We start from the raw sequence: 11,715 nt of genomic DNA on the forward strand, positions 1-11,715 counted from the left end.
AACCGGGCGGTCAGGACGCGGGAAGACGCGGGACGGATGCCAGCAGCTGCGCCGTGTAGGGGTGTGCGGGAGACGTGAGCACCGACGCGGTGGGTCCCTGTTCGACGATCCGCCCGGCCTCCAGCACCGCCATCTGCTCGCACAGGGCGGAGACAATCGTGAGGTCGTGGGACACGAGGAGGAAACCGATCCCCTGCTCGTGGGCGAGCCGCTGCAGCAGCTCGATGACGTGCATGCGCACGGACGTGTCGAGGGCGCTCACCGGTTCGTCGGCCAGGAGCAGCGCCGGCCGGGGCGCGAGCGCACGGGCGATCGCGATGCGCTGGCGCTGACCGCCGGAGAACTCCGCCGGGTAGCGCTCCGCGGCATCCGCCGACAGTCCGACCGCCTCCAGGAGCTCGGCGACGCGGGCGCGGGGGTCGGCGTCGATCCCGAGCGAGCGCAGCGGTTCGGCGATCGAGCGGCCGACCGGCATCCGCGGATCGAGGGAGGAGAAGGGGTCCTGGTACACCGGCTGCACGGCGCGGCGGAAGCGGCGCATCGCGCGACGGTCGCGGACGTTCAGAGCGGCACCGTCGAACACGATCCGCCCCTCGGTGGGCACGGCGAGGCCGAGCAGCAGTCGCAGGAGCGTCGTCTTGCCGGCTCCCGACTCTCCGACGAGTCCCACGCTCGCGCCGGGCGAAACCGTCAGGCTCACGTCGGTGAGCACCCGCTGGTCGCGTCCGTAACCGAACCCGACGTTCTCCGCGGCGAGGAGCGGCGCCGGCGCGGTCATGCGTCCGCTCCCGTCGCGGGCCCTGCAGGGAGGAAGTCGTCGAGTCGGCGTGATGCCGCCACGAGCTGCGTCGTGTAGGGGTGTGCGGGGGTGCGGAGGATCTGCGTCGTCGGGCCATGCTCCACCTGCCTGCCGTCCTTCATCACGAGCACGTGGTCGGCGATCCCCGCCAGCACCGGCAGGTCGTGGCTGATGAACAGCAGGCTCATCCCGCGTTCGCTCACTTCCCGTTGCAGCAGGTCCAGGATGCCGGCCTGCACCGTCACGTCGAGGGCCGTCGTCGGCTCGTCGGCGATGAGCAGCCGCGGACCGGCGGCGAGTGCGAGCGCGATCGCGACGCGCTGACGCTGGCCGCCCGAGATCTCGTGGATGTACGAGCGGGCGATCCGCTCCGGCTCGGCGAGCTGCACGTCGGCGAGCGCGTCCAGTACCCCCCGTCGCAGGGCGTCGCCGCGCAGGCCGCGGTGATGCTGCAGCGGCCAGGCGAGCTGACGTCCGATGCGCATGAGCGGGTCGAGCGAGGCCAGCGGCTCCTGGAAGACGGCGCCGACGGTCGCGCCCCGCACGCGGTCGAGCCGCCGCGACGGCGTGCCGACGATCTCGATCGGGGCGCTGCCGGCATCCGCTCTCACGCGCGCTGATCCGCCCGCGACGAGCGGATGAGGGAGCAGCCCGAGCACGGCGAGCGCGGTGAGCGACTTCCCCGACCCCGACTCGCCGATGACCCCGAGACGTTCCCCCGGGGCGATCGCGACGCCGACGCCGTGGACCAGGGTGCGAGGCTCCGGGCCGTCGATCCGCACGGTGAGTCCGGCCAGTTCGAGGATCGCGTTCATCGGATGCTCCTCGAGGTGGGGTCGGCGACATCGCGGAGACCGTCGGCGAGGAGGTTCATGCCGATGATCAGGGCGACGAGCAGGATGCCGGGCAGCACGGCGGCCGTCGGCGCCACCAGCACCGTGCTCTGCGCCTCCTGCAGCATGCGGCCCCACGACGCGTTGGGCGGGGGCGAGCCGAGTCCGAGATAGGACAGGGAGGCCTCCGCCCCCACCGCTCCCCCGAACTGGAGGGCGAGGGGCACGATGAGGGTCGGCCAGACGTTGCGCAGCACGTGGAGGCGGATGATGCCGATCGTTCCGGTGCCGGAGGTCCGCGACGCCGTGACGAAGTCCTGCGCGAGCACGCGGGTGGCGGTGATGCGGGTGAGTCGGGCGATGACGGCGGCCCCGGCGAGGCCGATCGCGAGGATCGCGGATTCCAGCGACGCGCCCCGCCACGCGACGATGAGCATCGCGAGGAGGAGCGTCGGGAAGGCGATCGCGATGTCGAGGAGGCTGGAGACGGCGTCGTCGACCCAGCGGCGGGCGACGGCGGCGAGGAGCCCCAGCGAGATGCCGACGACGGCGGCGATCGCGACCGAGCCGAACCCCACGGCGAGCGCGAGCCGGGCGCCGATCATGAGCTGGGTGAACAGGTCGCGTCCGAGCCGGTCGGTGCCGGCCCAGTGCGCGGCCGACGGCGGCTGAAGCCGGCCGCCTCCCGTGTCGTCGAAGGCGAACGGCGTCCAGAAGACCGAGACGATGCCGATGACGGCGATCGCGCCGAACAGCACCGCGCCGACGGCGAGGTTCACCGATCGCCGAAGGCGCGGACGCGTCGGCGTCGGTGCGGTGACCGGGAGCGTCGTGGCGGTCATGCGACGGCCCTCGCTCGCCGGTTGCCGGAGAGGGTGTCGCGCAGTCGTGGATCGATGATCCGCTGGGCGATGTCGGCGGCGAACCCCAGGAGCAGCACGAGCGCAGTCGAGAAGAGGAGCACACCCTGAACGCTCGGGAAGTCCTGCTCCTTGATCCCGACGAGGAGCATGTCTCCGAGGCCGGGCAACGCGAAGACCCGCTCGATGATCACGGCGCCCACGAACGTGGTCGACAGCTGGATGGCGAGAATCGAGATGAGCGGCACGACCCCGTTGCGGATGCCGTGGCGTCTCATCGCCGTGCCGAAGCTCTGACCGGTGGCCCGCGCGGCGCGCAGATACTGCTGGCCGAGCACGTCGAGCGTCGCGCTGCGGACGTAGCGGGCGAGATCGCTTCCCGCCACGATCGCGATCGTCACGACGGGGAGGGCCAGCGCGTAGAGCGCTGCTCCCGGGTCTTCCCAGTCCGTGCGCGGGAACCCGCCCGCCGGGAACAGCCGCCATCCGAGCGAGAGCACCGAGACCAGCAGGATCCCGACCCAGAAGACGGGGATCGCTCCGCCGAGCTGAGTGAGGGCGGAGAACGCCGTTCCGTACCAGGTCCGCGACTTCCAGGCCGCGAAGAAGCCGACGGGAACCGCGATCAGCACCGACAGCGCGAACGACAGGAGCGTGAGCGGCAGCGTGATGTTGAGCCGGCGGACGATCTCGTCGCCCACCGACAACCGGTTCGTGAACGACTGCCCGAGGTCGAACGTGAAGAGCTGCCCGAGGTACTCCGCGAACTGCACGTAGATCGGACGGTCCACGCCGAGGCGTGCCGCGGCGGCGGCGATCTCGGCATCCGTGGCCCCCACCGAGATGAGCGCGAAGACGGGATTTCCCAGCACCCGGAGTACGACGAACAGGATCGTCACCGCCAGCGCGAACGCCAGCAGCAGCAATCCTGTCCGTCGTATCAGGTACCGAGTGATGCTGAGACCCTACCCAGTTCAGGCCATCGTGATGTCGTAGACGTAGAAGAGCGAGTTGAGACCGTTCTGCGGCACGCCCGAGACGCCCTCGGCAGCGATGCGCAGCTGCGGGTTGAGGTACAGCCACACGCTCGCCGCGTCGTCGGAGATCTGCTGATTCGCCTTCTTGATGAGCTCGGTCTGCTCTTCGACGGTCGTCGCCGCCTCCGACTCGGTGAGCCAGGTCTGGACATCGGCGTTGTCGTAGCCCCAGTAGAAGTCGGGGTTGCCGTAGAAGTTGATGTCGCGGTCGTTGACGTGGCCCTGGAGGGTCGCCTGAAAGTCGGTGTCCGTGTAGACCTTCTGGTACCACTCGTCGTCGGTGATGATGTTGATCTCCACCGTGATGCCCACCTTCGCCAGTTCCGACTTCACGAACTCGGCGACGGTCGAGTGCACTCCCGAGTCCGGGGTGTCGAGCGTGAAGGTGAACCCGTCCCCGTAGCCGGCCTGGGCCAGCAGGTCCTCCGACAGCGCCGGGTCGTAGGGGTTGTTGTCGGCGAGGTCGAGGTACCACGGCTCCGACGGCGGCACCATCGAGCCGATGAGCTCACCACGGCCGTCCCAGATGGCATCCAGGAGCTTCTGCCGGTCGATCGCGGAGTAGACGGCCTTGCGCACCTCGACGGAGTCGAACGGGGCGACCCGGTCGTTGAAGGCGAGCAGCTCCTTGGTCGTCGAGGTGCCCTCGATGATCTGGAAGCCGGCGGCTTCGAACTCGGCGAGGCTGTCGGGGTTCGACTGGCTCGTCACGAGGTCGACGGCGTTGGTGAGGAGCGCGTTGTTGAGCGCCGTCGGGTCGGCGTAGTACTGGTAGACGACGCCGCCGTTGGCGGGAGCCTCGCCCCAGTAGTCCTCGTTCACGTCGAGCGTGATCGAGTCGCCCTTGCGGTAGTCGGCGAGCGCGTAGGGTCCGGTGCCGTCGGCGGTGGTCGTCAGGTCGCCGGCCTCGGAGTTGACGATCCAGACGTAGCCGAGGTTGTAAGTGAAGCTGATGGACGGCTGGAGAAGCGTGACCTCGACGGTCTTCTCGTCGACGACGTCGACGTGGTCGATGACGCTCAGCTGGCGCTTTCGGGCGGCGATGGAGTCCTCTCCGATGAACCGCTCGAGGCTGTATTTCACGTCGTCGGCGGTCAGCGCCTTGCCCGAGTGGAACGTGGCGTCCTGCAGCGTGAACGTGTAGACCAGGCCGTCGTCGGACACCTCGGTCTCGGCGGCGAGCAACGGCTCGACCTGCGCGTCGTCGGTGATCTTGAAGAGACCCTCGTACACGTTGCCCGTGAACACCTCGGTCACGCCGGACGAGCCGCCGAAGATCTGGTCGAGGTTGGTCGGCTCGTTCTGCGAACCGACCACGATCTCCGCGGCCGGGTCGGCGGTCTGCGAGGTGCCCGAACCGGGGTTCGCGGCTGCGCAGCCGGCGAGGACGAGGAGCCCCGCCGTCGCGGCAGCGGCCGCGGTGAGGACTCGGGACAGGCGGCGTGAAGTCACGTCAGTTCCTTTGCTGTGGGTGATCGCCGAAGGAGGTGCAGTCCCGGCGGCGGGGTCGGGGGGTGTGCGGGAGAGGTCAGAGGGAGAAGCCGTCGGCGAACCGCACGCGACGCTCCCCCGCCCGCAGCGGGAACGGCAGACGGTTCTGCAGCGGCGGCAGAGGACAGTTCATCTGGTTCGAGAACCCGCACGGCGGGACCGTCGCGAGGTTGAAGTCGACCGTGATCGGGATGCTGTCTCCCGGACGAAGGTCGGCGGCACCGGCGGGGTGGTCGAGGAAGAGGAATCGGCCCGCGCCGTAGGACTCGGCACCGTTCGTCCGGTCGCCGAAGACGAGCTGCAGCTTCGCCGACCCGCCGTAGACGGTGTCGAAGGCCGCCAGGCGGTACTCGGTGCCGTCGACGGCGAAGACGAGGTCGCCCGAGACGGGAAGCGTGCGGGTGGCACCAGCATCCTTGATGTGCTCGAAGGGAACCACGCGGTCTTCGTCGACCAGTTCGAATCGGCCCTCGAGCACCCAGGCGGGGTCGTAGTCGTAGCGCTCGATGTCCTCGAACGCCTGGTTGGCCGGAGAATCCTGACGCCAGATGCGGTAGCCCTCCTGGGGCAGACCCGTCTCGATCTCCGTGCGCTGCAGGCGCGTGAAGAGGGCGGATGCCGGGTGCCCCTCGCGAGCGACGGCCTCGTCGACGGGGGCCTCACCGGCGGGCGACCAGTGGGTGAGAACGAGCGCGAGCGCTCCTTGCGGGGCCGTGACGGTCTCCCGCCGCTTCTGCGCCCACTGCTCGTACGAGCGCTGCAGCTCGTCCAGACGGGGGGACTCGATCGCGTGTGTGCTCACCATGACAGGCAATCAAACGTGGTCGCCGGGAGAGAAATTCCATTGCGGACTGTTTCTTCTGAATGGATTTCTCGCGCTCCCGAAACCGGGACGTCGAGCGGGTGAGGTCAGCGCCGCGTCGACCAGACTGCACCCGCGACGAGCACGGGCTGGAGGAACAGGCGGCCGAATCGGCGCGCGTCGGTGTCGAGCCCTGGCGCCGACGTGCCCTGCCGCCACTGATAGACGTTGCCGGGGAACACCGCCACGAAGAACGCCGCCACGGCGAGGCCGATCCGCTGGCGCTCACCCGGGAGCAGCACGAGCGCGAGCCCCAGCAGCACCTCGACGACGCCTGACACGACGATGATCGTGTCCTTGTCGGTGCGCAGCAGGCGCGTCGCCCAGTCGGGCACGACGATGCGGTAGCCGCGTCGCAGCGTGGTGAGGTGCGCGGCGCCGGCGGCAGTGAGAAGGGCGGCGAGGGCGAGCCGAGTGATTGTTCGGAGCATGCGGGTCACGTTACCCGCGACGCGTCACTTGCCCGTGTCACTTGCCGCCAGGCGGCCCGATGAGGAGCAGGACGACGAAGAGCGCGGTGACGGCGACGGCGATCAGGACGACGAGCGCCCACGGGCGACGGAGGAACCACTGCAGCATCCCGTCGTACCAGCGCCGGTCGGCCGGGTCGAGCGAGGTCCGCCACGAGCCCGCGAGCAGTCCACGGCGGTGCAGCCACAGTTCTGCGGGGATCGTCGCGTACGGGATGACCGCCGACCCGACGGCCAGCACGGTCGGCAGCGGTCGCCAGCGGTTGTTCAGCGCGACGAGGACGGCGGTCGCCCCGTAGGAGAGGAACACGAACCCGTGGACACCGCCGGCGATCGTGACGGCGAGGCTCCAGTCCAGGGTCGCGCGAAGGATGAGCGCGCTGATGAGGAGGGTCCAGGTGATCGCCTCGGCGATGGCGACGATGCGGAAGGCGGAGAAGGGGGTTCGGAACACACCTTCAGCCTAGTTGAAGGAACCCCGCCCTCCTGAACGTCTGCCGTGAAGCGGTTGCGCGCTCAGACGATGCCGGCGCGAATGCCGTCGAGGGACTCGGCCACCTTCGGCAGGCGCTGCGAGAGCACCCCGTCGAGTTCGAACAGGCGATCGCGCGCTTCCTGCAGCACACGCGCCCCCTTCGGCGTGACGCTGAGGTCGCTCGCCGCGCCCGCGTGAGCCGTGGCATCCTCCACGAGGCCGTCGTCCACGAGCGTGCGCACGGCCGTGTGGGCGGACTGGACGGTGATGTGCGAGCGGCGCGCGAGCTCGGAGAACGAGATCCCCGGCTCCGCGTAGATATGACCGAGGAGCCCGAACTTGCGCGTCGTGATGCCGACGTCGCGCAGGATCGCCGCCAGCTGTCCCTCCCACATCGCCGACACCGCGAGCAGCGCGATGACGGGGCTGAATCGAGGCTTGTCGTCGGTCATAGGCACCATGCTAACGACGCTCGCGCCGTGTCGGAGGCCCGGCGTACCGTGATTTCGGAGAGAAGGAGACGCCCGTGGACTGGAAGATCGAGCTCATCTTCGTGCCGGTGACCGATGTCGATCGCGCGAAGGACTTCTATGTGAAGATCGGCTTCCACGCCGATCACGACCAGCGCCCGACCGACGGCCTCCGGTTCGTGCAGCTCACACCGCCCGGTTCGGCTTGCTCCATCGCCATCGGCGAAGGGCTCGGCATCGATCTCGAACCGGGACGGCAGAACACGATCCAGGTCGTCGTCCCGGATGCCGATGCCGCACTCGCTCAGCTGCGCGACGCGGGCGTGGAGGCGCGCGGCGTGGAAGACCTGGACTGGGGCCGTTTCGTGACGTTCGACGATCCCGACGGCAACACGTGGACGCTCCAGCAGCTGCCGAGCTGGGGCTGACCCCTCTTCTTCCTCGCCGCGCGGCCCGGCCGACGACGTCTGTCGGCTTAGGCTCGCATCATGGTCGAGCAGCATCAGGGACACATCAGCCCCGACAGTCAATGGTCCACGTACGAGGCGAATGTCCAGTCGTACCGTGGCCTCTCGATGTCGGCGCAGTCGCTGTATCTCGCCGTGGGCGCGATCCTCCTCGGGGTGGGAGACAAGCTGCCGTTCTTCACGGTGCTCGTCCTGGCGATGGTGACGACCTGGTACGTGTTCTTCCCCGTGATCTTCGCGCGCTGCGCCATCGTCGACTTCCACAAGTTCGATCTCGGCTCCCGGTACAACGCCCACGGCGAAGTGCGGGAGAGCCGCGACGACTCCCGGCTGTCCGAGCGCGCGTACGCCAACCTCTGGAGAGGTCGAGCGCTTCGCGCGCGGGTGGCATCCCACATCGACATGCCCGCCGGACAGCGATTCCGCACGATGCGGCAGACACGACTCAAGCTCGACCTCTTCATCCCCGTCAGCGTGACGGTCGTGTGGGTCGTCTTCGCCCTCTACATCCTGCTGTCGCACTGACCCAGCCACAGGACGTACAAGATCGCCGTGACGGAAGCAAGGGGCGGGCGGAATGCTCCCGGCACCCGTACAGTAGCGCGGTGGGGGTGATGCCGGTGCTGGCAGAGAACGACGCCGTCGCGTCCGACGTCGGGCGGGTCACCTGGGCGCAGGTCGAGGCAGGCTTCCACGTCGGCAGTCGCGCCGGCGACTTCCTCGGCTACATCGACCACGAGCCCGGCGGCGCCTATCGCGCGTACGACATGAGTTCCCGACCCCTGGGAGCGTTCGCGCGCCTGGCGGACGCGATCGACGCCGTCAACAGCCATCGTGAAGAGGTCACCCCGTCATGAGTCTTCACTCCGCCGCCTCGGCCGAGCACCTCTATTCGCTCGTGTACACGAGCGAAGCGCTCACGCCGTTCGACGACGACAGCCTCCGGACGCTTCTCACCGACAGTCGCGCCGCCAACCATCATGCGGGCATCACCGGCATCCTGCTGTATCGCGATGGCCGTTTCGTGCAGTTCCTCGAGGGCCCGGAGGGATCGGTGCGCAGCCTGATGCGGACGATCTCCGACGACCCTCGCCACCACAGGGTGCGGGTGCTCGTGGACGGGTACCCGAAGGATCGTCAGTTCTCGGCGTGGACGATGGGCTACGAGCCGATCTCGACCGAACCCACCGCTCCCCCGGAGGGCTTCCGCGACACGTTCACCGACATCGAGGCGGTCGACGACAACGATGCCGTGCTGCGCGCCGCGCGCGAACTCGCGCTGTGGTTCCGAGTGCGCTCCGACCGCAGCCGGTGACGTCAGCGCGTCACCGGCCGGTCAGACGAATCAGGAGGCGCTGACGCCGCCGGAAGTGGCAGTGCTGACGCCGTCCGAGGCGGAGCTTCCCGTCGCGATACCGCGCCCGAGAGCCTGCCCCGACAGGATCTGGCCGAGGTCGACGCCGGTCGCCGACTTCACCGACTCGAAGGTCGCCGTGAGGCTGGCGGCCTGCTCCCGGGCGATGTGGGTGGCCGCCGCGTCGCCGCCGATCAGCGTCACGCCGCCGACGTTGGCGTACCCCTTCGCGAACTCCGCCATGAGCGCAGGCAGCTGCGCGACGAGTTCGCGGGCGAGCACGGCATCCTGGTTCTCGCGCAGCGCCTCGGCCTCGGCCTGGATGGCCGCCGCCTTGGCCTCACCGGTCGCGCGGAGCGCCTCGGCCTCCGCGACGGACTTCGCCCGCAGCGCCTGCGCCTCCGCTTCGGCCCGCGCGAGCACGGCAGCGGCTTCGGCCGCCGCCGACGCCTGCCGCGCCTCGGCCTCACGCTGCACCTTGTAGGCGTCGGCATCGGCGCGCTGCTGGGCGACGTGACGGTCGGCTTCGGACTGCTTCTGCCGCGTGTACGCCTCGGCGTCGGCGGCGGTCTGCGCCCGGTAGCGCTCCGCGTCGGCGACCTTCTTGACGTCGGCGTCGAGCTGGGCCTGCTTGTTCTCGGCCTGCTGCACGAGCACCGCCTGCTCACGCTCGGCGCGCGCCAGGTGCTCGGCCTGCTCCGCCTCGGCGCGTGCCCGACCGACCTCGGCGGATGCCGCGGCGGAGTTCTTGTCGAAGGCGGTCTGTTCGACGAGGTTCGCCTCGTCGGTGGCGATCTGGCGAGCGCGCACCTCGCGGGCGGCGTTGATGCGCGCGACCTCCGCTTCGCGACGGACACGTTCCACCTCGGTCGCGCCGAGCGCCTCGATGTAGCCGTTGCGGTCGGTGACGCCCTGGATCGCGAAGGAGTCCAGAATGAGTCCCTGCTCGTGGAGGTCGCCCTTGATCCCCTCGGCGATCTGGTCGCTGAGCGCCTGCCGGTCCTGCATGACCTGCTCGACGCTCAGCGATGCGACGACGCCGCGCAGGGCGCCCTCGAGTTGCTCCGTCGTGAACTGATCGATCGCCTGGTCCTGGGTCGCGAACCGCTCCGCCGCGCGGCGGACGAGACCGGGAGCGCTGCCCACTTTCACGAGGGCGACGGCCGCCAGCTCGATGGTGACGCCGTTCTTCGTCTGCGCCGTCGTGTCGAACTTGATCTGTCGCGCTCGGAGGCTGATGGCCTCGAAACGCTGGGTGATGCGGTTGACGAGCGCACCGCCGCCGATCACGACCGACATGCTCGACGAGTCACCCGTCGCGTCGTCCTTCTGCTTCTTTCCGACGATGACCAGCGCTTCGTCGGGCTTGGGCACCTTGTACCAGAGCTTGAAGAAGATGAACGCGATGAGCGCGATCAGGAAGAGAAGTCCGGCGCCGATCACGAGCGCGAAGACGAGGAACAGATCCATATGAGGTGCTCTCCTTGGGGGCCGACGGGGCGCGACCCGTCCGTTCATCCTATGGGTGGCCTATGGCGCGACGACAAAGAGAAGGGATGCCGGCGCAGCGCGCACGGCATCCCTTCTCTGTCTGGTCAGACGGGACTCAGAAGTCCCAGTCCTCGTCTTCGGTCGCGACGGCCTTACCGATGACGTACGAGGAGCCCGACCCACTGAAGAAGTCGTGGTTCTCGTCGGCGTTGGGCGACAGAGCGGACAGAATGGCCGGGTTCACGTTGGTGACGCTCGACGGGAACATGGGCTCGTAGCCCAGGTTCATGAGGGCCTTGTTCGCGTTGTAGTGCAGGAACTTCTTGACGTCTTCGGTGAGACCGACGCCGTCGTAGAGGTCTTGCGTGTACTGCACCTCGTTGTCGTAGAGCTCGTAGAGCAGCGAGAACGTGTAGTCCTTGATCTCGTCGCGCTCCGCCTGCGTGAGCTTCTCGAGGCCCTTCTGGAACTTGTAGCCGATGTAGTAGCCGTGCACGGCCTCGTCACGGATGATGAGGCGGATGATGTCGGCGGTGTTCGTCAGCTTCGCCTTCGACGACCAGTAGAGCGGCAGGTAGAAGCCGGAGTAGAAGAGGAACGACTCCAGCAGGGTCGAGGCGACCTTTCGCTTGAGCGGCTCGTCACCCCGGTAGTAGTCCATGACGATCTGCGCCTTGCGCTGCAGGTTCGGGTTCTCGACCGACCAGCGGAACGCGTCGTCGATCTCGGGCGTCGAGCACAGCGTCGAGAAGATCGACGAGTAGCTCTTGGCATGCACCGACTCCATGAACGCGATGTTCGTGTAGACGGCTTCCTCGTGCGGAGTGATCGCGTCGGGGATGAGCGAGACGGCGCCCACCGTGCCCTGGATGGTGTCGAGCAGCGTCAGGCCGGTGAACACCCGCATCGTGAGGGTCTGCTCCTCGGGGGTGAGCGTGTTCCACGACTGGATGTCGTTCGACAGCGGCACCTTCTCGGGAAGCCAGAAGTTGTTCACGAGACGGTTCCAGACCTCGAGGTCCTTCTCGTCCTGAATCCGGTTCCAGTTGATCGCCTGCACGTGGTCGACGAGCTTGAGCGGTTCGGGGGTCATGACTTTCCTTCAG

15 protein-coding genes are annotated in these 11,715 nt (G+C 68.6%); 4 read left to right on the top strand and 11 right to left on the bottom strand.

Annotated elements, in window-relative coordinates; translation table 11 throughout:
- Positions 1-10: 10 nt before the first annotated feature.
- The 9 genes from P0Y48_06470 to P0Y48_06510 all read right to left on the bottom strand — a co-directional run bounded on the left by P0Y48_06470 (position 11) and on the right by P0Y48_06510 (position 7,279).
- On the bottom strand, positions 11-778 hold the full coding sequence (locus P0Y48_06470; GenBank protein ID WEK14830.1) for an ATP-binding cassette domain-containing protein: 768 nt from the start codon (positions 776-778) through the stop codon (positions 11-13).
- Entirely contained in the window at positions 775-1,614 is an 840-nt protein-coding gene (locus tag P0Y48_06475; GenBank protein ID WEK14831.1) for an ABC transporter ATP-binding protein, read from the bottom strand. Before P0Y48_06475 ends, P0Y48_06470 begins: the two co-directional genes overlap by 4 nt.
- Positions 1,611-2,474: an ABC transporter permease gene (locus P0Y48_06480; protein ID WEK14832.1), complete on the bottom strand. Its 864-nt coding sequence runs from the start codon at positions 2,472-2,474 to the stop codon at positions 1,611-1,613. Before P0Y48_06480 ends, P0Y48_06475 begins: the two co-directional genes overlap by 4 nt.
- Positions 2,471-3,418 (bottom strand): ABC transporter permease, encoded by a 948-nt coding sequence (locus tag P0Y48_06485; protein WEK14833.1) that lies wholly within the window; start codon positions 3,416-3,418, stop codon positions 2,471-2,473. Before P0Y48_06485 ends, P0Y48_06480 begins: the two co-directional genes overlap by 4 nt.
- A gap of 48 nt (positions 3,419-3,466) precedes the next feature.
- The gene (locus P0Y48_06490) at positions 3,467-4,981 is read right to left on the bottom strand and encodes an ABC transporter substrate-binding protein (protein ID WEK14834.1); all 1,515 of its coding nucleotides are present in this window, start codon (positions 4,979-4,981) and stop codon (positions 3,467-3,469) included.
- A 76-nt stretch (positions 4,982-5,057) separates the two neighbouring features.
- Positions 5,058-5,825 (bottom strand): DUF1684 domain-containing protein, encoded by a 768-nt coding sequence (locus P0Y48_06495; protein ID WEK14835.1) that lies wholly within the window; start codon positions 5,823-5,825, stop codon positions 5,058-5,060.
- Between the two features lie 104 nt (positions 5,826-5,929).
- A complete protein-coding gene (locus P0Y48_06500) occupies positions 5,930-6,313 on the bottom strand; it encodes a hypothetical protein (GenBank protein ID WEK14836.1) in 384 nt (127 codons plus the stop codon).
- Between the two features lie 37 nt (positions 6,314-6,350).
- On the bottom strand, positions 6,351-6,806 hold the full coding sequence (locus tag P0Y48_06505; protein ID WEK14837.1) for a DUF3817 domain-containing protein: 456 nt from the start codon (positions 6,804-6,806) through the stop codon (positions 6,351-6,353).
- A gap of 62 nt (positions 6,807-6,868) precedes the next feature.
- A complete protein-coding gene (locus P0Y48_06510) occupies positions 6,869-7,279 on the bottom strand; it encodes a helix-turn-helix domain-containing protein (protein WEK14838.1) in 411 nt (136 codons plus the stop codon).
- Between the two features lie 74 nt (positions 7,280-7,353).
- Here P0Y48_06510 and P0Y48_06515 point away from each other — a divergent pair, with 74 nt between their 5' ends.
- The 4 genes from P0Y48_06515 to P0Y48_06530 all read left to right on the top strand — a co-directional run bounded on the left by P0Y48_06515 (position 7,354) and on the right by P0Y48_06530 (position 9,079).
- A complete protein-coding gene (locus P0Y48_06515; protein ID WEK14839.1) occupies positions 7,354-7,725 on the top strand; it encodes a VOC family protein in 372 nt (123 codons plus the stop codon).
- Positions 7,726-7,785: 60 nt separating this feature from the next.
- On the top strand, positions 7,786-8,289 hold the full coding sequence (locus tag P0Y48_06520) for a hypothetical protein (protein WEK14840.1): 504 nt from the start codon (positions 7,786-7,788) through the stop codon (positions 8,287-8,289).
- A gap of 89 nt (positions 8,290-8,378) precedes the next feature.
- Positions 8,379-8,621: a hypothetical protein gene (locus P0Y48_06525; protein WEK15029.1), complete on the top strand. Its 243-nt coding sequence runs from the start codon at positions 8,379-8,381 to the stop codon at positions 8,619-8,621.
- Positions 8,618-9,079: a BLUF domain-containing protein gene (locus P0Y48_06530; GenBank protein ID WEK14841.1), complete on the top strand. Its 462-nt coding sequence runs from the start codon at positions 8,618-8,620 to the stop codon at positions 9,077-9,079. Before P0Y48_06525 ends, P0Y48_06530 begins: the two co-directional genes overlap by 4 nt.
- Before the next feature lie 30 nt (positions 9,080-9,109).
- Here the strand turns inward: P0Y48_06530 and P0Y48_06535 are convergent, their stop codons facing one another.
- Together P0Y48_06535 and nrdF are read right to left on the bottom strand one after the other, a co-directional pair.
- Complete coding sequence (locus tag P0Y48_06535) at positions 9,110-10,588, bottom strand: SPFH domain-containing protein (GenBank protein ID WEK14842.1); 1,479 nt, start codon at positions 10,586-10,588, stop codon at positions 9,110-9,112.
- Positions 10,589-10,724: 136 nt separating this feature from the next.
- Entirely contained in the window at positions 10,725-11,702 is a 978-nt protein-coding gene (gene nrdF / locus P0Y48_06540; protein WEK14843.1) for a class 1b ribonucleoside-diphosphate reductase subunit beta, read from the bottom strand.
- Positions 11,703-11,715 lie beyond the last annotated feature (13 nt).

Origin of the sequence: Candidatus Microbacterium phytovorans, from assembly GCA_029202445.1 — a bacterium.
Taxonomy (GTDB): domain Bacteria; phylum Actinomycetota; class Actinomycetes; order Actinomycetales; family Microbacteriaceae; genus Microbacterium; species Microbacterium phytovorans.